Genomic DNA, 26,026 nt, shown 5'->3' on the forward strand with positions numbered 1-26,026 from the left:
CTTTAACGGTTACCCCAATGTTTTTTAACAGGCGATTTCTCCCACGATCTAATACCCGAATAAACTATAGACAAAATCAAAATCCCCATTGTCGAAAAAGCATAAGTAATTATATATGCTTTATGCATTGGATGAAAAGAGTTTTGGCTCATTTTTCAAGAAAAAATAACACATGATTATAAATATCTATCTTTTATGATATATTTTTGTTTTCAAAATTTTTAACAACCTCATATTCATTGAAGTTAGCATGTGCGATTCCACTGAAAAGATACGAAAAGTGTTTAAATTAGCTAATGTCGAGAATCAATCCTCTTACATTTCATACAGTAAAGAGTTAAATCATCTCACGTTCTGTCTTGCAAATACAATGTAATAATCATACAAAACTCAATTCTCCCTCTTATAATGAATCGGCAAGGAATTGATTGCAGACTCGTATCCCGTTCGAGCGGCAGAAAAAAATTGAAGTAAAAAAACTTAACATGATTTTTAATCAAACAATTCACTTCCTTTTTGTAAGTATTTATGGTGGAGTAGCAAGACCCATTCAAAACAGCATTAATACTTTTGCTTTCTTTAAAAGTAGTAAAAGTCCACTAAACTTAGACATTCGAATATAAAGACGACTTCCCTGTATACTAAGAGATGGTGAGCGCGTGTTGAATGAGATGGATATACTTAGGTAGTGATATATTTGATTGGTATAATAAATCCTATTGTATTCTAGTTCATTTTATAAAAGTTTTGTTACAAACAGTAAAAATACCATGCTGATTGCCAACATGGTATTTTCAAATCTTTTATTTAAATAGTGACTCATTACTCTTTGATATCTTATTTAATTGTATGATTATCAATTCGAAATCCAACCGTTGCTAAAGATATGTTTCCAAGGTCTTTTGCTAATTATTGCTTATGTCTATTTTATATACTTAGAACGAACAATGGTTCTATTATATGGATTGCCTTGTAACGTTTCACCGGAAATATTTAAAGTTATATTATATACACCAGATTTTTTACTCTCTGGGAAATTCACCATAAAGTTTTGTTGATCAACCTTTTGCAATTGTAGAGAAGAAGCAATGTCTTTACCTGTTGGATCTAGTACTCGTACATCGAAAGTAAGTTTTTGTAATTGTTGATTAGCTTGCATCGTGATAATATTATTCGTTTCTAATGATACTGTTGGAATACTCACCTTTATCAAAGAGGGACCCCCGTGTTGAACTGCCAATAAATACGCATTATTCTCTGCTTGCGTGCTTAGATTTACCTTCCATTCCCCAGTCTCAGAAATAACGCCAGTAAATGTATGAGGTGCTACGCCATTTAAGAGGGAGTCTTCATCCAATGAGTTGATTGTCTGATTGGTATATTTTATTCCTGAAGGAGAGACCAACTCTATCTCATCACTAGTTAACCCTGTCCACAATTTAACATTATCGAGTGCAGTATCCACATAAAAGGAATGTGTCACATCATATGACGATTGTAACTTTCCTCCATAAATATAACGAGAAACATCCAACTCTTGAAACATATCAGATTGAGAAAAGTATTCTTTGTTTGCAATGATACGTTCAGTAGAAGCAGACTGTAGATACTGTTCCAATCTAGAAAACACCGCAGATCCCATTCGAATACTGTCATGGTCAAGAGCGGTATCGGTAAATAAATGTGTTCCGTAAGATAATTTAGTGCTTGCCTCTTTGACTAATCCATCATTTGGATCGGAAAGATATAGACCACCCATCCAGAGTGCAGATAAAAATGGTCCTGTATTAGTACCAGCAATTGTATAATAGTTGTTCCTACTTACGTTGGGGTGATTATCTATTAGTGAGCGAAAGTGTTCCATTTCCCCAACTTGAAGTGAATATGTTCCATCATCATTTTCACCGAGTAATGTAGCTAGCCAACCTGCCCACCAGCTATAAGCAAGATCAGCTAACTCTGATCCATAGTGAGGTGAACCTAAAGTAAACACCCTACCAACGTACGGATGAGCATTATTAAGAACTAATGCTGCTTGGGTATCGGGTCCACCCTTGCTATGGGCAATTATATTTAATTTTTCCCCGTGAAAATGTTGACTGATTTCTTTTAACATAGAGGCTAATAATTTTCCATTATCATATTGACTGTAAGAGCCTTTACCTGCCGCATCGTATAATTGAACAAATACAGTTTGATACCCTGCTTCATAAGCTTTTGTATACATATCATTAAGACCGTGATACTCTGTATTACCATACCAACTTGTAGAGTTACCGTTTTTCCCTTGAACGAAAACAATAGGTGGTTTATTCGGATCAACATTAGGTGGAGTATCTCCTAGAAACCACTCTCCAGGTATAAAGCTTTCACCTGGTGGCTTCAATCCATAAGGTTCAATCGGGTTTGAGGCAAATACATCTGGAGTAGAAAAAAGAATAATTGTGACCATCACTAATAACGAAACCATTTTTTTCAAATTATTTTCCTCCTAACCATTATTATTGATTAAGTTCGTAAATCTGTAGAAAAGCAATTTAGATTCCATAATTCCAAAAAAACTCTCGATTACTACATCATCGTAACGGTTTCCTTTGCAAAACATAACTTGTGTAAAGTCAAGAAAAACAGGTGTTGATTAACAGACGTTAATGATAATAAATCTGTCTTCAAAGATGTATTTTCAAACAGAGACAAACTAACCCGCCATCCATCTATACTCAACATTCTACAAAAAGGAAATGATTTCCTTCTAATTCAGACAAAAAAATAGCATTATCTTATACTGCGGCGAAGCCTAACTTTGAGAAGAAGCATAATAGATTGCGTTAGCAAGTAAAATAGCATAGAGCGAAACGAATTGACACTTTGTTTTTCAAGTGACATACCAATTGCATTAATTACAATTCCAATATATCTATTTGCCTTATTGCCTTATCGAAAAATTAAACTTATCTTTTTTAAGTGATTCATAAATTACTACCTTCTAGAAAAAGTAAATAATTACGTTGCAGTTGGTCAAAAAACATTTAAGTTAGCAAGTCTTATATCAAATTACTACCATCCAAAAAATATTCCTACATTTCCTCACACATGCTTTAAAAATAATAAAAAAGAAGTGGAGTAAATCACTCTAAGTATAAAACGCACGCTTGTCGTGCCTTCATTTCACCTTCTGCTATAAATTGATGGACAAAACCAATAAAAATCCGTTGTCTATTGGAGTAGACAACGGATTTTTCATGAGACATCTATTTAATTATTAGCCCATATTTTTTTTGAAGCGTGAATAATTACTCACCCATCTCATTTTGTAATTGCTCTAAAAACTGCACCATCAATTGATGGCGTTCTTCAGCCATTTGTTTGCCCTTCTCTGTAATCATTAAATCCTTCAGCAATAATTGCTTCTCATAGGTTTTTCCCAAGTCACTCCTTCATGTGCATGCTTGGGTTTCCGCCTCCTTCGCTTAAGCTGACTTCCAAGTATGAGAAAGGCTGGATCAATATATACTGATAGTATCAGTTACTGCGTTAGAACCCCATTAATTGAAAGGAGTATTTACCAATGCCATTCGTAACCATTTTTGGAGGAAAAACTTTTGAAGTAGAGGAAGGAAAAAAATTAGTATTAGCTCTTGAAGATAATAATATAAACATTTTTCATCAGTGTGGCGGAATAGCAAAATGTACAACTTGTAGAGTTGAGGTAATAGAAGGTGAATATAAGGATATTTCAAAAATAGAAAAAAACGCCTTCGCGATTAAAAATATTGATGAAAGTTTATATGAAGACTGTTTGCGGCTATCTTGTCAACTTCGTGTAATAGGAGACATTACGGTTCGGCCCATTTTAACCTCGGAAAATACACATGACAATAGAGGACCAAGGCCAGCAGATTAACCAAGTATCGATTAACAATTCAAACTTAAAAACGATAACTAGATGAGGTAATTTATTATCAAAGTTTCTGCCTTAGTCTATAAAGGTTTATTTTATTATCCATATCCCAAATATAGAAAAGTTGAAAACGCTATCTTTAAGAAGATCCGCGTTTTTTAGTTATGGCTACATTTTTTTCTGTATATGTAAAAAAATCATTGGAATAGGTTTAAATGTCTGTTTGCTTCTAATGCCAATTTTTATTTATGCTATTTTCTAATTAAATCAACAACCGCATCAATGAAGTATTATAAAAATTTAATCGCTTTGAATACGAAAATAACCCTATTCCCATTTTCCATTACTTACCCTCGACCTGCTGGAAAGAAAGTTATAAAGTCATCCGCAAATATAGTGATCTCCGGCATATAATGTAAGCTTTATCCCATTACGGATTTTTTCGAATGATATTATCTGACATTCGTATTGCAAGTGCAACCGTTGAGTTTGTCGGGTTTGCCGCAGCAAGAGAAGGTATTACACTGTTGTCTGCTACATAGAGACCTGAAACACCATGAATTTCTCCATAGGGATTTGTTGCTGATGTAGATGGATCGGTACCCATTCGACATGTACAGGATTCATGAACGTCACTTCCCGGCGGTAATAAAGTAGGCTCACCATCTAATGTAACTCCCATCGCCTGAGCAGATTGAATGATTCCCTCACGCATTTGATTAATAACAACCTTATCCCTTTCACTATAAGAAAAATTAACTTGCCCCAGAGGAACACCATATTCATCCCGTTTGTTAGGATCTAAGAAAACCCTGTTCTCTCGCCGAGACTCTACCAAACCGAAAGTTGCATAGACAACACTAACTTGGTCAGGAAGTACCTTATCTTCAAACTGCTGGTAAGAAAAATATTGATTCGGACCTAATATTTGTATTTGATAAGGAGATTGCCTTGTTTCACGTTTCAAAATTGATAAATTACCGATATTCTCTGAGAACAACCTGCGACTTATTTTCCCCGTACCTAATACAAATGAATGATTAGTTAAATAGCGCCCTATAGCTGGACCATTAATACCGGAATTTAGCAAAATTCGAGGTGACTCTAATGTACTTGCAGAAACAACTACATTTTTCGCCCGAATAGTGTGAGTTTTTTTGTCTTGTGTTGATACAACATTTATCCCAACAGTTCTTCCATTTTGAACTAATACTTGCGTCGTATAAGCATTTAACGCAAGATCAAATGGTTTATTATTTAAGGCATAAGCAAGAAATTTGATTGAACTAAACCATGCGTTAGAGTGAATTTCCCCCATGCGTGGTCCTTTCATATCAATTGCAAGAGGCATATCCGTGGCTTCTAAAATACCACCTGCGTGAAGCCGGTTCATAAGAATCCGTTGCATTGAAGAACCATCTGCATAGGATGTTGTACAATCCAAGACACGCTCTGCCATTCTGAAATATACATCTAATTCGTCTGGATGAACAGGCCAATTCTGTAGTTGAAACTGAGGCGGTCTCGGACAGGCAGCATTCCAAAACAATGTCCTGCCGCCAAGCGCAAATGTTAATCTTGCACCTGAGAATTCTGGTAAACTTTCTCCTACAGGAGTAGAATTGTCAGGCCATAGCTGATCGCGCATTCGATCGACATTCATGGTGGGAATATTCAGCGCATGTGAATGAAATAACTTCGTCCCTTTCTCTAGAATACCAATTCGCTTAGCCCCTTGATTCTTCCACATTTCGCATAAACGGTAAAGAGTTGCCCCACCACCTGCACCACTTCCGACGATTAGAACATCATAGTTCGTATCGGCCATTTGCTCCAGTGATTTAGTTGGGATCCAATTATTTGGATAAACCCAGATAATAGCCACGCCCTTTCACGATAGTCTTTGACATGTATATGACCTTCGGTATTTTGTTATAACACCATTTTCTAGCCTTGAAATAAAGTTTGATCAAAAATATCAACCCCATATTTTATGGCAAATAAAAGAATCCATTTTGAAAAAAGGATAAACCAAAATAGAATCTACAGTTCTAATTATGTCTGGTTTTTAACAACGCTAAGAAATCCCGATTAAAACGAAATTAAACAACAACCAGTCGCCGGTTCAATACCGTCAACTGGCTGTAAACTTATGTTTTTTTATTTATTCTTGAAGTAAATGAATTACCATTTTTCAGTAGCGCGAGCATTACTTTCCTATCTCATTTTGTAATTGCTCTAAAAACTGCACCATAAATTGATGGCGTTCTTCAGCCATTTGTTTGCCCTTCTCTGTAATCATTAAATCCTTCAGCAATAAGAGCTTCTCATAAAAATGGGTAACTGAGGATGTATTTTTACTACGATACTCGTCCTCTGTCATATCCATACGCGCATTCTCTTCCTTATCGTAAAGCTTTCGACCTTTAGCTCCACCAAAAGCAAACGTACGTGCAATACCGATTGCTCCAATCGCATCTAAGCGATCTGCATCTCGTACTATTTTTGCTTCGATAGAAGTTGCTTCTAACTCATTACCACCATTAAACGATACTTGAGCGATGCAATCCCGAATATGTTGCTTTTTCTCCTCGCTAAAAGACAGCTCGGCAATTAGCTTATTTTCTTGCTCTTTGCTATCGGTATACTTTTTATCACTTACATCATGTAAGAGCACAGCGATTTTCACAACTTCTGCATCCGCTTCTGACTCTGTTTCTAAAATCGCTAACGCATTTTGATAAACCCGTTCAATATGTTGAAAATCATGACTAGCATCAAATTGTTCGTAAATTCCCCGTACTTTGTCCATTAAATTGTTCATAATCTTAGTTCAGTCCCTTCGTACATTATTATACTGTATTGCTTCGAATAGTTGGCAATTATTAAGTAACCTCGAGGCTTTAAAAAAACAGTATCGCAAGGTTATTTCAATTGACAAATTTTTCAGAATATTGTAAGGTGAATGTACAGAACATTTAACTTTGTTCTGTAGCTCACTATTTCAGTGGTGTACAGCAACTATGTTTTGACAGATTTAAAAACTTCAGCGGGCTTGCAATTGAATACTGTGTTGATGATGACGTGCGTATAGTGAAAATATCAATCATCTAAGAAAACAAATAAAAGTGAACATTTTTCCCTTAGAAATTCTTTGTTTCAACCCGCATAGCGAATGTACATGACGAGATAAGTGAACAAAAAGTTAGCTTGTTGTCACGACCTAAAAGGCTTTGACCATATGTCGCAAGCATGTGATATTTGTATCATTAATTGACGTTACCTTCTGTAATCATACCCTTGAGTATGTGTGAACGTAACTCCTCCCATTAATAACAAATAACATAACGAATTCTTGCCAACATTTTGCGAAAAGTCAAATTATCAGAGTCGTGCTAACAAAAATAGAGAAATCTTTTTTAGGCAACCATTTTTCCGAATTTCATTTAAGCCGTAAATGAAGTAATAAGTTATGAAGGAAGTAGGAACGATAGTTATGTTACGTATTACCAACCCGCTGAAGAAAAAGTAAAAGCTGCCCATCTTACTATTGTAGATGATGGCAGCTTTTATTGTTTCTTCGATTTCCATTTAAAAGACATTATCCTATCTTCCTTCTAAGATATGTTCAAAGGAATAATTTTTTCTGAACACAGGAGATTCTAAGGATATTAAGAGCCTTGTTGACCTTATCGTTGTTGATCTTCATTAGTTTGGATTAGCCTTTCCTTGATTTCTTCAATACGATCTACAGATAAGCCTGTGATTTTACAATCATTTTCTGATCCTGAATTATAGGACCAACTTCAAGAAGTTAAGAAAGAAGATGAACCCTTTTAGGCAATCCTTTTGTGGAAGTATATGTAAAAAGAGGAATAGGAACGAATTATCAATAAATAATAATCTGACAATGGCATTCCATGTTAAAATCCATTGTCCCATGAAAAAGGATTCTAACTATAACCCGAATCCTTTATACCACAAAGAACTACATAGCCTCTTTCATATTTTTAACCGACTATTCAAGGAGATCAGCATACTAAAACAAGACAGCTCATATATTCTTGGTTGAGAGGGTGATTATGTTGAATAGTCTATTAGAGAACATGTATCAAATTTCAATAGCAGCCCTACTCTTATGTTCGTTTTTTCTTTTAGATTTTTTTAAAAAATTAAACGTGAAAGAACGCCTTCTTCTTTTGAATATACAATGTATATAATAATTCGAATTACAATTTTTTCATGGTTATCCAGTTTTACTTATTGCATATGGAGGATATTTCAAATAAAAAAGCTGCCCTGTATAACTTATAGGAGCAGCTTTGTATGTTGTATTTATTTTTTTACGAAATCTTGCATTTTTTCTTAGAACAACCCTACCGCATGTCCTTCGTTATCTACATCCATGCGTAAGGCAGCTGGTGCTTTTGGTAAACCTGGCATTGTCATAATATCGCCTGTAAGACAAACTAAGAATCCTGCACCCAGTTTTGGAATCACTTCACGGATTGTGATAGTAAAGCCTTCTGGACGTCCTAAAAGACTTGGTTGGTCAGATAAAGAATACTGTGTTTTCGCCATACAAATCGGTAGAGAATCCCAGCCGAATTTTTCGATTTGAGCAATTTGTTTTTTCGCTTGTTCAGTAAATTGTACATCTTTCCCGCCATACACTTTTTGAACAATCGTACGAACTTTTTCTTCAACGGACTCTGTTACATCGTATAAAGGAGAGAAGTTATTTTCTTCTTCTAATACGTCTACTACTTGCTCAGCTAAGGCTAATCCACCTTTACCGCCTTCTTCCCAAACATTTGTACGAGCTATACGAACATGATTTTCTTGACACCAGTTCAGGACTGCTTCTAACTCAGCTTCTGTGTCCGTAATAAAACGATTTAAGGCGATAATCGGTTCAACGCCGAAAGTACGAACCGTGTCGACATGTTTAGCTAAATTCTCGATTCCTTGTAAAAGCGCTTCAACATTTTCGCCAACTAGCGCTGTTTTTGGTACACCGCCATGCATTTTTAAGGCACGAATAGTAGCCACAATGACAACGGCACTTGGTTTAAAGCCTGCTTTACGTGCTTTAATGTTCATGAATTTTTCAGCACCTAAATCTGAACCGAAGCCAGCCTCTGTCACAACGATATCAGCTAGCTTACGAGCCGTTTGTGTCGCCATAATTGAGTTACAGCCATGTGCAATATTGGCAAATGGCCCACCGTGGATAATGGCAGGTGTTCCTTCAAGCGTTTGCACTAAGTTTGGTTTAAAGGCATCTTTTAATAATAATGTTAAAGCCCCTTCCACTTGTAGATCTCGCACGAATACTGGTTCACGCTCAAAAGTATAACCGATTACGATACTTGCTAATCGTTCACGTAGATCTTCAATGCTTGTAGCTAAACAAAAGACTGCCATAATTTCTGATGCAACAGTAATATCAAAGCCGTCCTCTCGTGGCATCCCTTGTACAGGACCACCAAGACCCACAACAACTTTACGAAGAGTGCGATCATTTAAATCCATTACACGCTTCCAAATAATACGGCGAGGGTCAATGTTTAAAGCATTTCCTTGGTGGATATGATTATCAATAAAGGCTGATAATGCGTTATTCGCCGTCGTAATAGCGTGGAGGTCGCCAGTGAAATGCAAGTTTATATCCTCCATCGGTACAACCTGTGCGTATCCACCACCTGTTGCACCACCTTTCACGCCCATTACTGGGCCAAGTGATGGCTCACGTAAAGCAACAACAACGTTTTTATTCAATTGATGAAGTGCATCAGCAAGTCCAACCGTTACAGTTGACTTCCCTTCACCTGCTGGAGTTGGACTAATGGCAGTAACTAATACTACCTTTGCGTCCTCGCCATGTGCTGTTATTTTTAGTGGGTCAATTTTTGCTTTATAGCGACCATACTGCTCAAGTGCATCCTCTGGAATACCTGCATCTTTCGCGATTTCTGTAATAGGCTTCATCACCGCTTGATTAGCGATTTCTAAATCTGATAAAGGTTGATTAGTCGTTGTCATTTGGCATCCTACTTTCTATGTTGTTAATTTCCATTATAGACTTTATTGTGAAAAAAATCATAGGAAGTTATACAAGCATTTCGACAAACAATTGACAACTTTGCTCAATTCATGTATGTTCTTAATGAAAATGCATTTTTTCACATTTTCTCAATTATTTCACGACTTAGTTGATTTTATTCTACTTTCAAGCGCATGGGAGGCGAATGCTTATGCAACAGGGAATCGTAAAGTGGTTCAATAATGAAAAAGGTTATGGCTTTATTGAATGTGATGATGGAGAAGATGTATTTGTACATTTTACGGGAATCCAAGAGGAAGGCTTCCGTACACTTGAAGAAGGTCAAAAGGTATCATTTGATGTGGTGGAAGGCAATCGAGGTCCACAGGCGTCAAATGTTGTAAAATTTTAAGTACAAAGGAGCTGTTCATTTGATGAACGGCTCCTTTTTTCAAATGCTCTTCATAGATCTTTTAAACTCTTTAACCTCAGCTATTGATCCAATAAAAAGCTCCTGGAAAAACTAGCGTTTCCTTCGTTCTATCAGTATCTTTAAGTGTAACCCCAAACGGCCCTTCATTTAATTGACCTAGCGCCATAGTAGCCGCAGTAACTTCGTCATAAAAATCTAGGCGAATATTTGGCAAGTGTAGGGAAATAAACTTTTCTTGTTGTTCAGGCTCTGGTAATTGTAATACTTCCCCCCATAGTTTCACTGTAGCTTGCACATCTTTTACATAAAATTGTACAGACTCCATCGATATGGGTTGATCGCTCTTAATGGCTCCATTTGCTTTTAATTGCGCAACACGTTCCTCGTCTGTATCAGCCCACTCAATCAAAAAAGGGAAATCAATTTCCAGCCCCGGTTTCCCAAAATGCAAGAGCTTCCATTCAACTACGGAGCCGTCTGGTCTTGTACGACTACAATCATCAGGTCCATATACTTCGAAGCCAAGTGCACGTAATCGTTGTCCCTCTTCCTTAATATTTTTTGTACGCAACGCAATTCTTGAAAAACCATAGCGCTCGTTTGTATGTTTAAACGTATAATGTAGTGAATAAGGTAATTTCACTGCATTTTCAAATAATTGACGATCATAGATGGCTATTTGCTCAATATAGTTTAATCCAAAGTAGCTTAACGTATTGAATGTCCCCCACATTGTATGTTGACCACCGTTAACTGTATGGATATTACGTTTATTTAAGAAAATCTTTGTATTCTCTGGTGATTGAACTTGATGAACTAAATGGTCAAAATATAAAGACATGACTCCCCCTCCTTTTTTCTCTATTATATACTTTACCAGTTAGTTTTGTTGGTTTAAAATAAAATTAAGAATGTTGCAATTATTTTAAATACTCAGCACCAAGATGATTGCCACTCTGATGGGTCATCAGAAAAGATTTTTCATTTCCAAAAATCAATGAAGAGGTGATTAGAATGACAGACAAAGTTGCTGCTTTTAAACAAGCATTAGGTAATTATCCAACAGGCGTAACGGTAGTCACTGCTTGTAATGACGCAAATGAACCTTTTGGCTTAACTGTCAATTCCTTTGCATCCGTTTCTATAGATCCACTCCTTATTTTGTGGTCGCTCGATAAAAAATCACAGCTACATCCATATTTTACAGTAGCTCAAAAGTTTGCTGTTAATGTTTTAGCGTATAATCAAGAGCATCTATGTACACTATTTTCAAGTAAAATTCCAGATCGCTTCGCTCAGGCTAACTGGTCAACTTCTGTATTAGGTGTTCCAGTTTTGCATGATACTGCAGCCATTTTACAATGTAAAACATTTCAGCAAATCGATGCTGGAGATCATACGATATTTATCGGGCAAGTCCTAGAAATTGACAATGCACAGAAGGAGCCTTTACTGTATCATCGCAGACATATTGGTGAAATCCCAAAAAGTTTTTATGAGTAGGCTATAAGAATATACGCAAAACCAGGATGATTCGCCGTGATCATCCTGGTTTTTGAAGTTGAACTTTTTTATTATGTGGTTTTTAATACAATTTAAATGATAAGCCCCTTCAGATTAAGTAAAAAAATAGTCGGCTCCGTATACCCTAAAAAATGCCGGCTATATATGTTAAGGAAATATCCCCCGTGACTTAGAAACATCTGTTCACCTATCATCACACCTTTTACTTTTTCTGTGGAAATCTCTGCTTTTCTAATCTGTTAATTTGCACAATGACTCCATCTTGAATCGTAATGTTTACTTCTCCAAACTCCAAATTTTGAATTGCCTTTGCAATTGCCTCTAGCTTTTTGTCATCTACTTTTGCCTGTTGAGTCATCCGATACACCTCTTCTTTTATTTTTTGTACAAAAGAGCAAACGCGTCAATCATAGCCCCTTATCCCTTAGGAGCTCTCCTAGGTTTGACCTATACCATTTGTTATCGTAGAAGCCTCATTTTGTGCCAAGTCTCTACCGCTCCCGATAAAAGAATTACGTTTCTTGGAAATAATTCTATAATTCAGAAAACCTATTGTCAATATAAACATTAGAAAACTTAGTTGTTTACTAAGAAATTAAGAAAAATGAGGTTTATCTATTAGTTATGCCAGTTAGTATCAACTCATTCTTCATAGTACAAAAAAACAAAAATAAAAACTGTGTAGAGTCTATTTTTCCTCTACACAGCTTTATTCATTTATAAAAGATCTATTAATGCTTCTGCTGTCTTTTGCTTGCCCATAACCTTTATCGGTTGGCCGTTAGCCGGTACAATCCAGTGAGGCTCATCGCCACCATATAAAGATTGTGAGCTGTTAGCTACCATAAACTGAGCGTTGGCTGATTCCATTCGTAGACGTGCACGGGACATTAAAAATTCCTCATCATCTGTTGCCTCAAGTTTAAAGCCCACTAATGTAACTTCCGGATTCCATCCTTTTATTTGACCTAATACTTTAGGTGCCTTTTTAAAGTGAATGATAGGTGGCTCGTCAGATGGCATTTTACCTGCCTCCTCCATTAGATTCCCAGACTGGTCATACACTTTGTCAATTAGCCAATCAGAACCGGCAGCCGCCATAATGACGATTTCCACATGCTCTTCTTGAACAGCATGTCGAACTTTCTCGCCTAAATCTTCAATACCTTCAAATCGAATGGTACGCATTTTATCTTTATTCGCTGGAAGCTGTGCGAAATAACCATGCATATACAATACGTTTGCCCCAGCCGCTAGTGCCGCTTCCGCTAAATAACAGCCCATCGATCCTTTCGATAAATTCGTATGCCCACGCACACGATCCCATTTTTCAAGTGTTCCCCCACTTGTAATGAGTACGGTCTTCCCTTGTAATGTCCCCATACACTCACCTTTTTTCTAATCAATTTCACCTTGGCGACATTGTGGATGTCGCTTTGCTTTCGCTACAGATAAACAATCCGTGACATCCGCCGGAGGCATTGGGCCAACATATGTTTTCTGTGCGAAAGCGCAGTGCTAACATATGTTGGTCACTCGATCGTCGCCACAGGACGTGGCGTCCTTAGACTGAGTTCCTCTATATCAGTAGGTGCTTGGACACCAACTGAATAAGTAATCAAAATTGCATCCATCTCACCACCTTTAGAGGTGGGAATCTTCTGTACCTGTCGTTACGCATTCGGTACAAAAAAGATCTGCTGAATGAAGTTAAATATACAAATACTATTTTAGCGTAATGCTACGTTTTGCTTCAATGATGTTTTTATAGAGAAAATTGCTATCCTTTATGACTTACATACAAATCAATTCCTATTTTGCTCTTTTAACCAGGAACTTAAGATTTCCGCAAATTTTTTGGTCACTGGTGATGCATGGTGTTTCATTGCAATTCCAATTGTCCGATAGCCACCTTGTTTTAACGGTATAGCTTTTATCGAAGGCGGCAAATTATTCGTCACTAATTTCGGTAAAATACTAATTCCAAGTTGGTGAGAAATCATCGACGTGATTCCTACCTCTTCTGATAGTTCAAAACGAATATTTGGCTTCACGTGATATTGCTCTAACAGTACTTTTACATCATTTGTTCCTTTATGTGAAGTCATGATAAATGGCATGTCTTCTAGTTCCACAATATCAATTTCTGCTTTATTATAAAGCGGACTTTTATCAGAAACGATACATAGCAACGGATCTTGCTGTAGTTCTATAAACTGAAATTGCTTCGACTTTTGACCATTTAAAAATCCTGCATCCACCTCTCCACTCAATAGCCATTGTTCGATTTCATAATAATCTCCCTCACGTAATTCAACTTGTATACCAGGAAATTGATTGTCCATAATTCGAACAATTTCCGGCATCCAGTTTGACGAAATACTTGATATTACACCAATTCGCACTTTCCCTCGAGTAACACCGAGTATATGTGCTGCTTCTTGCTGTAACAATTCCTCTGCATCGAGGACATGCCTCATTGACCTTAACATTGCATCTCCTTCACTTGTTAACGAGACACCCGTTCGACTTCTGTGAATGAGTGCAAAGCCGAAATCCTTTTCTAAACTTGAAACAGCATGACTTACAGCTGATTGAGTTAATCCTAATGCCTCTGCAGCTTTTGTAAAGCTAGCTACCTCAGCCACTTTATTCAAAATCTCATATTTGACTAAGCTCATTGTCTTGTCCTCTACATACATGAATTTTTTTAATACTGATTATTATAAACATTCGTTTTACTAATCACAATACAAGAGATATAGTAAATTTTAGGTTAAAAACTGTTTTAGTACACAGAATGTAGGTGAGCATAATGAGTATCCAAGGAAAAGCAAATTTATTAATGGTTATAGTGACAATGTTTTGGGGATTATCTTATACCTTTATGGTAATGGGGCTTGAAACATTGGCTGTTTATAATGTGGTGGCATTACGTTGTATCATTGCATTTTTTGCAGCAGGAATCATCTTTTATAAACGCATGATTAAGGCCGATGCTAAAACTTTAAAATATGCGGCTATTCAAGGCTTTATATTATTCATTGTGTTCGCACTAAGTTTATTTGGACTTGAAACAACTTCGGTATCAAATGCTGGCTTTATTTTAAGTCTAACAGTTGTCTTAGTACCTATTATCAGCAGTTTTATTGAAAAGAAATTACCTTCAAGAGCAGTTAGTTTTGCGATTGTTTGTACTATGATTGGGATTACAGTTTTAACTGCCCACGGTTCATTTGCCTTTCAAAAAGGGGATATTTTAATAGCCATGGCTGCACTCGGCTATTCGATTTATTTACTGTTAAACAGTACATTTACGCGTAACGTTGAATCCATTTCATATGGCATTTACCAGCTTGGTTTTGCTGGATTTTATGCACTCGTATTAACATTCATTTTTGAAACACCTACACTTCCAAATACAACGTCTTCTTGGATTGCTATTATTGGACTCGGTGTCATTTGTAGTGCATTTTGTTTCGTAGGTCAAACTGTTGCACAACAGTTTACTTCTGCTACACATACAGGACTAATATTTTCCTTAGAACCAATCTTTGCAGCGATGTTTGCCATGATGTTTTTAGGAGAAGGATTAACGATAAAAGTATTAATAGGTGGTAGCTTTATTCTAATTGGTAACCTTGTTGCTCAATTAGAGCAGCTTCATGTGTTACGCTTTATAAAAAAACACGACCACGAAAAAGCGATTCATTAAATCAATTTTGAAACCTTTCTACACAAATAAACAGAGTGATGCATGTGCAATCACTCTGTTTATCGTATTGTACTGAGGAAATATTCCCTATTATGTGAATGAAGATGACTTTCAATCACCTTTCACTAGGCTATGTCGTCATAGGTTCAATTGTAGGCTCAGCAAATACTACGATGACACCTTGTTCTACGAGATGAGAATAGTAAGCGGTTTGTCCCTCTGTAAGATCAAAACGCTTTAATCCTTCCGTCACAGCCGATTCACCGGTAAACCAAGACTTAAATTGGTCTACCCAATTCCCTGCCTCATGGGTTTTAACATTAATACCCCATTCTACATCCTCAAATTGGCTTGGATCCTTTGCAATAACATGAATGTCCTCTATTTGATATGCTTCTAATCGCATACTTTCTAAAATATGAAGCATTTCTTCCCTTGTATGGGCCACTTCAATTTGTGGGCTTTGTTCATTTATCATGTTCAATTCCTCCTAACTTGTATGGCTTACTAACTATCTACCCTTCCTATTCAAAAAAAAACATATTTTGCCCATTCTTTTCCGAACTGTAATATATGTTATTTCTTTGTGAAATATGTCCATATTTTGAAACAACAAAAAAACAGACAATGGAAATACATGAACGAGTTTCCATTGCCTATCATTTATTTGTGGTTTTAGTGCCCAAGGAATGCCTTTAACATCCATGTATGCTTTTCAAGGGACTGGTACATAGCATTCAGTAAATCCTCTGTTCGATCGTCCCCTTCTTCTCCTGCAAGTCCCATTGTTGAATGTAAAGATTTCATAATTTTTTGGAAATCTGCAATGGTTGTAACCACCATTTCCTCCGTCGTCTCATTCCCAGTCGCTTCCTCGATAAAGGACAGTTCAAGATGTTCTTTTAACGTAGCGACTGGTTGTCCATCCTTCGAAAGAATGCGCTCTGCAATTTCATCTAGATTTAATGTTGTTTCATTATATAATTCTTCAAATTTTGCATGTAGTGTAAAGAAGGCATTTCCTTTAACATACCAATGATAATTGTGCAATTTCGTATAAAGTACAGACCATGTAGCGACAAGTTTATTTAATTGTTTGTTTAAGTTTTGTGTCATTGTTTCTCCTCCAATGTGCCAGTTGTTCTAGCTATTAGTATGCGTAGCAAAGTGCATTTGCTATACACACATTTTTTTCCATTAACACAAACAATTTTTAAAGGTCATTTGATTGGCAATTTGTCTCACTAAACAATTAGACTATTTAAGTTCCTTACGAATTTCCTTAATTTTTGTCACTGGAAGCTTCGAAACCTCTGCAATCCATTCGTCTTCAGCACCCTTTTCAAATAAACCAAAAATTATTTGTTTCATGCCACGTTCAATTCCCAGCTCAATGCCCTCCTGCCTTTCTAATTCCAATACTCCAGCAAGTGTCGGTGGTAAATCTTCTTTATATTGATGCAACATTTCTTCCTCCCCTCTAATTTCCTCTTTTACATCTCTTACAAGTTGCTCAGACATAGCTCTTGGTAGTTTCAATAAATAATCAATAAAATAAAGCAACGCATTTACTTCTGCTCGTTCAACATTTTTTAATGACCATACTTCTCTTAGTAAAGTTCTTTTGTACGTACTACGAAGACTCATTTCATTTTTTGTACGATTCAAATAAAGAGATGCTAGTAATGCTTTACTGAGTAGCTTCGTTGACTTTTTCAATTCTTCTTCATCAAAATCAGATACAACAAATTTATTAAAAGTGTACATTAATTCTGTACCATAATACTTTTCATGGTACCAGTTCGTGCTATTAGTACTCTTATTCGTAAAAATAGCAATAGCCACAATCTTCTTACCATAAGGATCCATTGCTCTTTCCCACTTTTCAGATGAACCTTCGCAATTTGGTCAGCTATTTTGCGCCCTTGACGTTGCTCAATAATTTCTTTGAAAAGCTCCTGTTGTAAAAACTCCACTTGCTTTGAAAAATTCACTTCTGCATGTAACTCTGGCAAAAAGAACAACAAAAAATCTTCAAACAAATCCGCAATTAACTTCTTCCATAAATTATCTTGATTCACTTGGCTAAGTTTATATACGTCTGGTTTTTCCCAAACTAACTGCATTATTACTTCATTCCTCCTCCTTTCTTTACATCCATTATACTAAACACGAACATAAGTTTCTACGCTATTATTCTATTTTTAAAAATATTTAAACTATTCTCTATAATTATTTCACTTTCCGAAATAGTTTCGTTATAATGGAGACACTTACACATAAGGGGTGTTGATTGATGGAAGTATTACGAAAAGATGTACCCGTAGAAGAAACGTGGAATTTAAAAGACTTATTTGAAAATGATGCGGATTTTGAGCCTATTTTAGCTCAGCTTGTAGAGGATGCACTAAGCTTTGAACGCAAGTATCAAGGTACAATTACGGGTGCGCAAAAAGTAATTGAAGTTTTAACAGCTTTTGAAGCATTACAAAAAAGCATTGTCCCTATTGGCACATATGCAAATTTAAATAGTCAAACAGATCTTACAGATAATGTAGCGCAAATACGTTCTGCCAAATACAGTACTGCGGTGGGTAAAATAAGTAGTGCATTTTCTTTCGTACGCAGTGAATTACTAGCACTGGACGAAGCGATTTTACAAGAGGCCACTAAGTTGAGTCCTATTTACAAAGTTTACTTAGAGGAATTGTTAAAGCAAAAGCCTTATCAGCTGCACCCTGAAGTGGAAAAAGCATTAGCTGCATTTAGTTCAACTTTTAAGACACCTTATGAAACATATAATACGACAAAGCTTGTTGATATGCATTTTGGACAGTTTGAGGCAAATGGTGAAAAGCATCCATTAAGTTTTGTATTATACGAAAACAACTGGGAGTTTGAGGCTGATACAAACGTACGTCGTGCTGCATTTGAAGCATTTTCTAGTAAGTTACGAGATTATCAGCACACAACTGCCAAAATTTATAACACACATATTCAACAGGAAAAAACAATGGCGGAATTACGAGGCTTTGACTCTATCATTGATTATTTATTGTTTGATCAGGATGTTGATCGCTCACTTTATAACCGTCAAATAGATCTTATTACAAAAGAGCTTGCGCCTCATATGCGCCGTTACACAAAGCTTATTCAACAAGCGAACGGCATCGAGAACATGACTTTTGCAGACTTAAAAATAGCGTTAGATCCAGAGTATGATCCAAAATTAACAATGTCGGAAGCAAAAGAATATGTTGAAAATGCATTATCGGTTATGGGCGAGGATTACAAGAACATGATTGAAAAGGCATTTAACGAGCGCTGGATTGATTATGCAACAAACAAAGGAAAATCTACTGGGGCATTCTGTTCAAGTCCATATGGTAATCATCCTTATATTTTAATGTCTTGGAATGAACGTATGAATGAAGTATTTACGCTAATTCATGAGCTAGGACATGCAGGTCACTTTGTGAATGCACATGCCCATCAATCTTATTTTAATAGTCGTCCTTCGTTATACTTTATCGAGGCACCATCAACAATGAATGAAATGCTTCTAGCCAATTATTTATTAACCCATAACGAAGATCCTCGTTTCAAACGTTGGGTTATTTCAAACATTGTGTCCAAAACATACTATCATAATTTCGTCACACACTTACTAGAGGCAGCATACCAACGAAAAGTATATGAATTAATTGACGCAGGTGAAGCTGTTAATGCTTCAGTTTTAAATCAATTAAAACGTTCTGTCCTTGAAGATTTCTGGGGCGAAGCTGTCGACATTTCTGAAGGTGCAGAACTTACATGGATGCGTCAGCCACACTATTATATGGGCTTATATCCATACACATACAGTGCTGGCTTAACAATTTCTACACAAGTATCCAAGCGTATCTTAAAAGAAGGTAAGCCGGCGGTAGATGAGTGGTTAGCAGTCCTTCAAGCTGGCGGTACGAAATCACCTGTAGAGCTAGCTCAAATGGCGGGTGTCGATGTTACAACAGACCAGCCGCTTCGAGATACGATAGCTTACATTGGTCACCTCGTTGATGAGCTTGAACGATTAACGACTGAAATGGAAGCTATCAAAAGTTAAACAAAGCTTAGAACCATCTATGCTATTTCTAAAGCGTAGATGGTTTTCTTTTTCTAGTTCTAAGTTGGAAAATATGTTCATATAATAGAATCAGGGCGTCCTTTTTTTGATATTTCTAAATAGACAATCATTTTTCTTCATACAAATGTACCGTTATTATTAAGTAGATGCAATTTATTTAGCAAAATTCGACTAACAATTTTCAAAGGAAGTGTTTCTAATTATGGTAAAACGTAATGATCCATGCCCTTGCGGTAGCGGCAAAAAATACAAAAAATGTTGTGAAGGCAAACAGCAGGTTACAGTAGAAACTGTAGCAATCGAAGAATTAGAACGTGTACTACAAACATTTTACTTAGAATATCCAGAACGCAAAGATGTTCGTGCTTATATCGAGCATGTAGGTACATGGCAGCCTAAATTAGAGAGCGTACTACAAAGAGAGCTAATTGAAGCAATCGCGTTAGACGACTTCTTCTTCCATCAAGAGCCATCTATTTGGAAAGGTTACTTAAAGAAAACAAAGAAAAAAGCGGTAAGACCTTCTACAGTAAAAGTGTTAGAAGGTTGGTCACAACCTCGTCTATTTATTGGTTCTGTGTCTGTTGTAGAAGAAAAATATTTCAAGGCTACACATGTGTTATCAAAAGAAGAAATTTATATTCGTCGTGAAAATGATAAACCAATCCCTGAAGGTATGCATGTCTTTGCATTCATCTTACCAGATGGTACAAAAAAATCAGAGCATTATTTAGCTGTTTCAACGCTAATCTTCTTCCCGGAAGATCACGCTAAAGTGTTTGAGCAATTTAATAAAAATTTCGAGGCTTCTGAGAAGAAGATTGGCGCATTCTTAAAAGAAGAGCATTTATCCTTCTGGGAATTACTTGTGTCAAACGGTTATAAAGGCGAGGAATTCACGAATTTTGAGAGCAATGTAATCACACAAGTAAAAGATTTCCTTGAGCAAAATGATCGTGAAACAGCTCCTATGTTAGAGCTTTTAGAAGACTACTTAATTGAAGGACAACCATCTGCGCGCAAAGAGGCTGCGATCGCTGCTGGTGCGATTCGATATGGTCAAGAGAAAGAGCTGTTCGAGCCGCTATCAATGACAGTAAAAGAAATTGCAGCGACGTTCGATATTTCAGCTTCCTCTCTCACAAAATACTACCAAGACTTAAGTACCTATGCTGAAACTAAATAATACTTAAAATTATATTGCGCTACACGCTCTAAACAGATCTTAGAGTGTGTGGCGCATTTTTTCACCATAGAAAAGCTACATTTGTTATCGGTAGTGAACCAACAACAAAGTAGCTTATTTTACGGTAATTCTTTCGAACATATTGTTATTTATGCATCAAATTAAGTTAAAAATTTTTTATCATTAAGCTTTACTTTATTTAAACATAGACCGTTTAGTACTATGATTACTTCAAAGATATTTTTGCAATATGTGAAAACATTATTTACTATATACCTTCATGAGCTCTTCTCCAAGAAATTGTAGTCGCTCGCCTATTGTGCAGGCTTCAATACAGAAGCGATGAGCTCCAGATTTTCCACGCTCTTTTCGTAATTGCTTGATCACTAAGCAATCAGCACAATACATATCATGTAGTTCATCAATATCTTTCATAACCGTCACTTTATCCAATTTGAACTCTCGCTCCTTTCACGTCCAAATTTCGCTTCTTACTATTATGAAGTGAACATTTTGAACAAGCAACTATTTTGTTTATCCATATTTATCTTCAACTAAATTATTGTGAAAAAGCACTATTGATGTACAATTAATGTAAAATCTAAATCAAAAAGTGGGGATTTTATGTTAGAAGTTTACATTGATGCTGCTAGTGCAGGAAACCCTGGCCCCAGTGGTATTGGAATATTTATTAAAGGTGAGGGCCACCATATACAAATAAGTGAGTATATAGGACAGACCAATAACCACATTGCCGAGTTTACTGCATTAGTACGCGGACTTGAGGAAGCACTCAAGATTAGTTCAAACCTAATATCAGTGCGCTCTGATTCAAAAATTGTTGTAGCCTCTATGGAAAAAGAATATGTTAAAAATGAGGAATTTAAACCTTATCTTGAGCAGGCACTTACACTTGTAAGTAACTTCGATTTATTTTTTATCAAATGGGTTCCAGATACGCAAAATAAAGCTGCAGATGCACTTGCACGTAAAGCCATTCAAAAGGAAAAAAATTAAACTTCGGGGACTGTCCCTTGTCTTAAACCAAGAGCCGGTCTCTCCCTTTATCCACATTCACTTTATTTAGATACTTAATATCCCCCAATATTTCATTTTTATCATCTTCAAATACATTCTTCTATAAAACTGCGTTCCTATAAATGTCATTCCCCTTCCATAAGAAATACGTTTACCTTCTATTATCCCTGACTTTAGATAATGATCCATAAAGTGGATGATTTCCTAATTATTATTAGTAAAATTTGTATCTTTAATGTTATTTTATTGACATACTATTGTAATATTACAATGTTAATATCATTTATGTATTAAGTTTTTGAATATTTAGGAGGATACATATTATGAAAAAGAATAAAAAGTATAGATGGGGTATGAAATTAGCTACATTGGTTTTAAGTTCATCTGTACTTTTTTCAACAATTGACACAGCATCGGCGGCAACTTATACAGTAAAATCTGGTGATTCTTTATGGAAGATTGCCAATCAGTACGGTGTTTCCTATCAAACTTTAATGAAATGGAATAACTTATCTTCTTCAACCATTCGCGTTGGACAAAAGTTAAACGTTAATACTACATCAACATCAACAGTTAAACCAAAACCAATATCTACACCTAAACCAACTGCTAGTCTAGTACAAATTGCTAAACAACAATTAGGCGTAAGATATACATTTGGCGGGAGTAAACCAAGTACAGGTTTTGATTGTTCAGGCTATGTTACTTACGTTTTTAATAATGCTGGTATTTCGACTGCTCGTAAGTCAGCAGCAGGCTTTTATAGTACAGCTAAAAAAGTAAGTTCACCCAAAGCAGGCGATTTAGTATTTTTCTCTAATACGTATAAAGCTGGTATCTCACATGTAGGCATTTATATTGGAAATAACCAAATGATTAGCGCGAGTAACAATGGTGTTTCCACTGCTAACATCAGTAGCACTTATTGGAAAAAGCATTTTGCTGGATATGGTCGTTTATAATGCAAAAGAAAAATAGTTGGGATATCTTTTATTAAAAGTCAAGTTATTTTCTACTGTTAAAGATTTAACAATATGACAAATAGAATGTTACACATTATAATAGTTTTTTGCAGAATTAGTTGAAGGACTAATTCTGCTTTTATTTTTATATAGATGTAGCTTTTTAATAAAGTTCAATTAAAAGTAAGTTGCAAACGCTGATTTTCTACAGAAAGAACAACTGTTTTGAAACAAGGTTTGATCAAAACAGTTGGTTCTTTATTTATCTAGTTTGGTTTTTATAAAAAAGTTTGATTATTTCGGGATGAGAATATTCAATTAAAGCACCCCATTACTTTAAGTGAAGAATTTCACAACCCTTATTAGAAAGAGAAGAACGGTGACCTTCACCTCTCCAAAGACACTAACGTAGGGTGTTTTCAAGGATGTAACCATTCTCCCACGTTCCTATAAGTATAAATCGATCATCGTTGCTGAATTCCCCAAAACAAGCATATTGTAGTTCTTCAACTAAAATGGGTTCTAAATCATCGTATCGCAGGATTAAAACTGTCTCACTATATGTAAGGATAATATATCGTCCATCGTTTGACTGGTGCATATGTTGAAAATAACCGAAGTGGTCAGGATAATCTTGTTCTGATAAACAGACTTTCTTTAAAATTTCTTTAAACTGTCCATCAAGTATAACTATGTCATAATCTTGAACCACAATATATACGTTTTAATAGAGTTAAAGATGATGGAATCCCAATTCCGAATTTCTAAGTTATCTAATATTTCTATGGACTCTTTATTTATTGGTTCTTTAACTTTTACTATTTTTTCGACTCGGTAATCTTCATTATTTACATAACTCAAAGTAAATAAATAGGCACTTTCAGCCTGGATAAAGTGATTAAAATAAATTAGGGGAATTGAATCTTTAAATTGCGTTAGTACTCTAAACTCACCCTTCTCAATGTTGATTAATGCCAGTTGATGTCCGTCTTTCGTTTTCAATGTATCAAGGATAAAGAATGAAGTATTAGTTAAAACAAAGTCCCCTTCAACAAGTTGATATTTTTTATTTGATTTAATGCTTTTGATTAACTGAAATCCAACCGTTTCATACACACATACAGTACCGATTGTGTTTTTTATATATAAATAATCATCATTGTCTGAAAAATGAATATCTCCTGGATTATTGGGTTTACTAAGCTCCTTTATTTTTTCCCAAGAACCTGTATCATAAATAATTGTTTTACTGCCCATTGTATGGCATAAAAAACGATAGGCATTCGAAAATTTAATTTGGTAAGAGGTTTTAAATTTTTTGATTACATTCATATGAAGCATACAAACAGCCCTTTAATAAATATTTTTACACGCATATTCTCATCTTATCCCTACTTGCACTAACCTGCACCGTTAGCCATCCATGTAGCGCAAAATCGGCGCTACACCACAGAGAATGAAAATGTGAAAATCGGGTATAGGATACTACGGCTGGGAGAGGAAGGTCGATGAACTATGGTGCCATAGAGCCCATCCGTTAGTCTGACTCCAACGACCACGGTGCATCACAGAATGTCGCTCCCTTACGGGAAGCACTCATGGGAGATTAATCCTACTCTGGTTGTTGCACCAGCCTCCAATACTATTTGCCGTAGAAAGGATGATTACAATGGAAGTAATCATTGAACGCGCATGTGGGATGGACGTTCACAAGGATTCCATTACTGCATGTATTATGACTCCAAAAGGAAAGGAGATTCAAACGTTTTCCACTAAAACTGTATTTCTATTACAGTTAATCGACTGGATCAAGGAGCATGGTTGTACCCACGTAGCAATGGAAAGTACAGGTGTATTTTGGAAGCCGATCGTTAACTTACTTGAAGCAGAGAATGTTGAATTTTTAGTAGTGAATGCTCAACATATGAAAGCAGTACCGGGTCGCAAGACCGATGTGAAAGACGCAGAATGGATCGCCAAACTACTTCGACACGGACAACTCAAAGCAAGTTTTATTCCGGACCGAAATCAACGAGAACTACGAGAGTTAGTTCGATACCGTCGTAGTATTATTGAAGAGCGTGCTAGACAACATAATCGGATTCAAAAGGTACTAGAAGGAGCAAATATCAAACTTGGCTCCGTTGTCTCCGACATTATGGGTATCTCATCTCGTGACATGCTTCGTGCCATCGCAGATGGAGAGGATGATCCTGAAAAACTAGCGAGCTTCGCTCGAAGAACAATGAAGAAGAAAAAGGATGAGCTTGAACTCGCTCTTCGCGGGTATATCAATCCACATCAACGGCTAATGTTAAAAACCATTCTTACCCATATTGATTTTCTTAGTGAACAGATTGAACTGTTAAATCTGGAGGTAGCTACTAGACTATCTTCTCACCAAGAAGATATAGAACGGTTGGATTCCATTCCTGGCATCGCTACCCGAATGGCTGAGCAAATCTTAGCAGAAGTCGGAACCGACGTGGAGAAGCAATTCCCCAGTGCGGCCCACTTATGTTCCTGGGCAGGGCTAGTACCTGGACACAACGAGAGTGCTGGTAAAAGGAAATCAACTATCATGCAAAAAGGAAACAAATACTTGAAATCAGCTTTGATAGAAGCTGCTCATTCTGTCAGAGGATCCAAAACCTACCTGGGTGCAATGTATAGACGAACTGCTTCGCGAAAAGGTAAAAAGCGAGCAGGAATATCCGTTGCCCATGCAATTTTAAGGATCGCCTACTATCTCTTAACACGCAAAGAAATGTACGTAGACTTAGGTGAAGATTACTTTGACAAGCAAAAAGAACAATCTATTGTACGATATTCAGTTCGAAGACTTGAAAACTTAGGGTATAACGTCACAATCATTGAACCAGATGCCTCCTAACCCAACAAATAATTCCACCCTAATTTTGACGCTGCAAATTTAAAAAAACAAATGAGCTGCGTCTGCTTTCGTGTTGTCTTTATTCCGAAATTGAAGAGTTTTATTTTCATGGGAGTTCAATAAAGAAAAACATACTAAGATTAGTAGTGCAGACCAAGGCATTGGTTCGTACTACTATTTTTTTATATAGTAGAGGTGAAGA

23 protein-coding genes and 2 pseudogenes are annotated in these 26,026 nt (G+C 36.2%); 10 read left to right on the top strand and 15 right to left on the bottom strand.

The window, feature by feature from the left end; all coding sequences use genetic code 11:
* Nucleotides 1-922 precede the first annotated feature (922 nt).
* Together AC3WSK_RS14790 and AC3WSK_RS14795 are read right to left on the bottom strand one after the other, a co-directional pair.
* On the bottom strand, nt 923-2,470 hold the full coding sequence (locus tag AC3WSK_RS14790) for an esterase/lipase family protein (RefSeq protein WP_492414190.1): 1,548 nt from the start codon (nt 2,468-2,470) through the stop codon (nt 923-925).
* Nucleotides 2,471-3,293: 823 nt separating this feature from the next.
* Nucleotides 3,294-3,416, bottom strand: a pseudogene (locus AC3WSK_RS14795) (HD domain-containing protein); the annotation flags it as partial.
* A gap of 152 nt (nt 3,417-3,568) precedes the next feature.
* Between AC3WSK_RS14795 and AC3WSK_RS14800 the strand changes: the two are divergent.
* A complete protein-coding gene (locus tag AC3WSK_RS14800) occupies nt 3,569-3,904 on the top strand; it encodes a 2Fe-2S iron-sulfur cluster-binding protein (RefSeq protein ID WP_492414178.1) in 336 nt (111 codons plus the stop codon).
* A gap of 427 nt (nt 3,905-4,331) precedes the next feature.
* On the opposite strand, the gene AC3WSK_RS14805 is transcribed toward AC3WSK_RS14800, so the two are convergent.
* Entirely contained in the window at nt 4,332-5,786 is a 1,455-nt protein-coding gene (locus tag AC3WSK_RS14805; protein ID WP_492414179.1) for a GMC oxidoreductase, read from the bottom strand.
* A 324-nt stretch (nt 5,787-6,110) separates the two neighbouring features.
* Nucleotides 6,111-6,725, bottom strand: coding sequence for an HD domain-containing protein (locus AC3WSK_RS14810; protein WP_492414180.1), 615 nt, complete (start codon nt 6,723-6,725; stop codon nt 6,111-6,113).
* 1,258 nt (nt 6,726-7,983) lie between these two features.
* Here AC3WSK_RS14810 and AC3WSK_RS14815 point away from each other — a divergent pair.
* Nucleotides 7,984-8,190: pseudogene (locus AC3WSK_RS14815) on the top strand (hypothetical protein).
* A gap of 76 nt (nt 8,191-8,266) precedes the next feature.
* On the opposite strand, the gene AC3WSK_RS14820 reads toward AC3WSK_RS14815, so the two are convergent.
* Entirely contained in the window at nt 8,267-9,946 is a 1,680-nt protein-coding gene (locus AC3WSK_RS14820; protein WP_492414181.1) for a formate--tetrahydrofolate ligase, read from the bottom strand.
* A gap of 212 nt (nt 9,947-10,158) precedes the next feature.
* Between AC3WSK_RS14820 and AC3WSK_RS14825 the strand changes: the two genes are divergently transcribed.
* Nucleotides 10,159-10,359 carry a cold-shock protein gene (locus AC3WSK_RS14825; RefSeq protein ID WP_079560081.1) on the top strand — a complete coding sequence of 67 codons (201 nt, stop codon included), beginning with the start codon at nt 10,159-10,161 and terminating at the stop codon, nt 10,357-10,359.
* A gap of 76 nt (nt 10,360-10,435) precedes the next feature.
* On the opposite strand, the gene AC3WSK_RS14830 is transcribed toward AC3WSK_RS14825, so the two are convergent.
* A complete protein-coding gene (locus tag AC3WSK_RS14830) occupies nt 10,436-11,221 on the bottom strand; it encodes a VOC family protein (RefSeq protein WP_079560080.1) in 786 nt (261 codons plus the stop codon).
* 173 nt (nt 11,222-11,394) lie between these two features.
* Between AC3WSK_RS14830 and AC3WSK_RS14835 the strand changes: the two genes are divergently transcribed.
* Nucleotides 11,395-11,883, top strand: a complete 489-nt coding sequence (locus AC3WSK_RS14835; RefSeq protein ID WP_079560079.1) for a flavin reductase family protein — start codon at nt 11,395-11,397, stop codon at nt 11,881-11,883.
* A gap of 223 nt (nt 11,884-12,106) precedes the next feature.
* Here AC3WSK_RS14835 and AC3WSK_RS14840 read toward each other — a convergent pair whose 3' ends face one another.
* The 3 genes from AC3WSK_RS14840 to AC3WSK_RS14850 all read right to left on the bottom strand — a co-directional run bounded on the left by AC3WSK_RS14840 (nt 12,107) and on the right by AC3WSK_RS14850 (nt 14,585).
* Nucleotides 12,107-12,262 carry a YezD family protein gene (locus AC3WSK_RS14840; protein WP_079560078.1) on the bottom strand — a complete coding sequence of 52 codons (156 nt, stop codon included), beginning with the start codon at nt 12,260-12,262 and terminating at the stop codon, nt 12,107-12,109.
* A gap of 359 nt (nt 12,263-12,621) precedes the next feature.
* Nucleotides 12,622-13,287 carry a phosphopantothenoylcysteine decarboxylase domain-containing protein gene (locus AC3WSK_RS14845; RefSeq protein WP_427484635.1) on the bottom strand — a complete coding sequence of 222 codons (666 nt, stop codon included), beginning with the start codon at nt 13,285-13,287 and terminating at the stop codon, nt 12,622-12,624.
* Between the two features lie 422 nt (nt 13,288-13,709).
* Entirely contained in the window at nt 13,710-14,585 is an 876-nt protein-coding gene (locus tag AC3WSK_RS14850; protein WP_079560076.1) for a LysR family transcriptional regulator, read from the bottom strand.
* A gap of 134 nt (nt 14,586-14,719) precedes the next feature.
* On the opposite strand from AC3WSK_RS14850, the gene AC3WSK_RS14855 reads away from it, so the two are divergent.
* Nucleotides 14,720-15,619, top strand: coding sequence for a DMT family transporter (locus AC3WSK_RS14855; RefSeq protein WP_492414182.1), 900 nt, complete (start codon nt 14,720-14,722; stop codon nt 15,617-15,619).
* Between the two features lie 130 nt (nt 15,620-15,749).
* On the opposite strand, the gene AC3WSK_RS14860 is transcribed toward AC3WSK_RS14855, so the two are convergent.
* From AC3WSK_RS14860 to AC3WSK_RS14875, 4 genes are all read right to left on the bottom strand, one after another.
* On the bottom strand, nt 15,750-16,097 hold the full coding sequence (locus AC3WSK_RS14860; RefSeq protein WP_079560074.1) for a general stress protein: 348 nt from the start codon (nt 16,095-16,097) through the stop codon (nt 15,750-15,752).
* A gap of 197 nt (nt 16,098-16,294) precedes the next feature.
* A complete protein-coding gene (locus AC3WSK_RS14865; protein ID WP_079560073.1) occupies nt 16,295-16,735 on the bottom strand; it encodes a Dps family protein in 441 nt (146 codons plus the stop codon).
* A 141-nt stretch (nt 16,736-16,876) separates the two neighbouring features.
* A complete protein-coding gene (locus tag AC3WSK_RS14870; RefSeq protein WP_492414183.1) occupies nt 16,877-17,488 on the bottom strand; it encodes an RpnC/YadD family protein in 612 nt (203 codons plus the stop codon).
* Complete coding sequence (locus AC3WSK_RS14875) at nt 17,386-17,745, bottom strand: hypothetical protein (RefSeq protein WP_492414184.1); 360 nt, start codon at nt 17,743-17,745, stop codon at nt 17,386-17,388. The genes AC3WSK_RS14870 and AC3WSK_RS14875 overlap by 103 nt, the downstream gene beginning before the upstream one ends.
* A gap of 170 nt (nt 17,746-17,915) precedes the next feature.
* Between AC3WSK_RS14875 and pepF the strand changes: the two genes are divergently transcribed.
* Nucleotides 17,916-19,724 carry an oligoendopeptidase F gene (gene pepF / locus AC3WSK_RS14880; protein WP_492414185.1) on the top strand — a complete coding sequence of 603 codons (1,809 nt, stop codon included), beginning with the start codon at nt 17,916-17,918 and terminating at the stop codon, nt 19,722-19,724.
* A gap of 223 nt (nt 19,725-19,947) precedes the next feature.
* Nucleotides 19,948-20,931, top strand: coding sequence for an SEC-C domain-containing protein (locus tag AC3WSK_RS14885; RefSeq protein ID WP_079560069.1), 984 nt, complete (start codon nt 19,948-19,950; stop codon nt 20,929-20,931).
* A 261-nt stretch (nt 20,932-21,192) separates the two neighbouring features.
* On the opposite strand, the gene AC3WSK_RS14890 is transcribed toward AC3WSK_RS14885, so the two are convergent.
* Nucleotides 21,193-21,384 (bottom strand): zinc-finger domain-containing protein, encoded by a 192-nt coding sequence (locus AC3WSK_RS14890; protein WP_197144123.1) that lies wholly within the window; start codon nt 21,382-21,384, stop codon nt 21,193-21,195.
* 171 nt (nt 21,385-21,555) lie between these two features.
* Here AC3WSK_RS14890 and AC3WSK_RS14895 point away from each other — a divergent pair, with 171 nt between their 5' ends.
* Together AC3WSK_RS14895 and AC3WSK_RS14900 are read left to right on the top strand one after the other, a co-directional pair.
* Nucleotides 21,556-21,948, top strand: coding sequence for a ribonuclease HI family protein (locus AC3WSK_RS14895; RefSeq protein WP_079560067.1), 393 nt, complete (start codon nt 21,556-21,558; stop codon nt 21,946-21,948).
* A 344-nt stretch (nt 21,949-22,292) separates the two neighbouring features.
* Nucleotides 22,293-22,931 carry a C40 family peptidase gene (locus tag AC3WSK_RS14900; protein ID WP_492414186.1) on the top strand — a complete coding sequence of 213 codons (639 nt, stop codon included), beginning with the start codon at nt 22,293-22,295 and terminating at the stop codon, nt 22,929-22,931.
* A gap of 690 nt (nt 22,932-23,621) precedes the next feature.
* On the opposite strand, the gene AC3WSK_RS14905 is transcribed toward AC3WSK_RS14900, so the two are convergent.
* On the bottom strand, nt 23,622-24,272 hold the full coding sequence (locus AC3WSK_RS14905; RefSeq protein ID WP_492414187.1) for a hypothetical protein: 651 nt from the start codon (nt 24,270-24,272) through the stop codon (nt 23,622-23,624).
* A 328-nt stretch (nt 24,273-24,600) separates the two neighbouring features.
* Between AC3WSK_RS14905 and AC3WSK_RS14910 the strand changes: the two genes are divergently transcribed.
* Nucleotides 24,601-25,824, top strand: a complete 1,224-nt coding sequence (locus AC3WSK_RS14910) for an IS110 family RNA-guided transposase (protein ID WP_492414191.1) — start codon at nt 24,601-24,603, stop codon at nt 25,822-25,824.
* Nucleotides 25,825-26,026: the final 202 nt, after the last annotated feature.

The organism is Lysinibacillus sp. EB271-A1-10B (assembly GCF_058791335.1).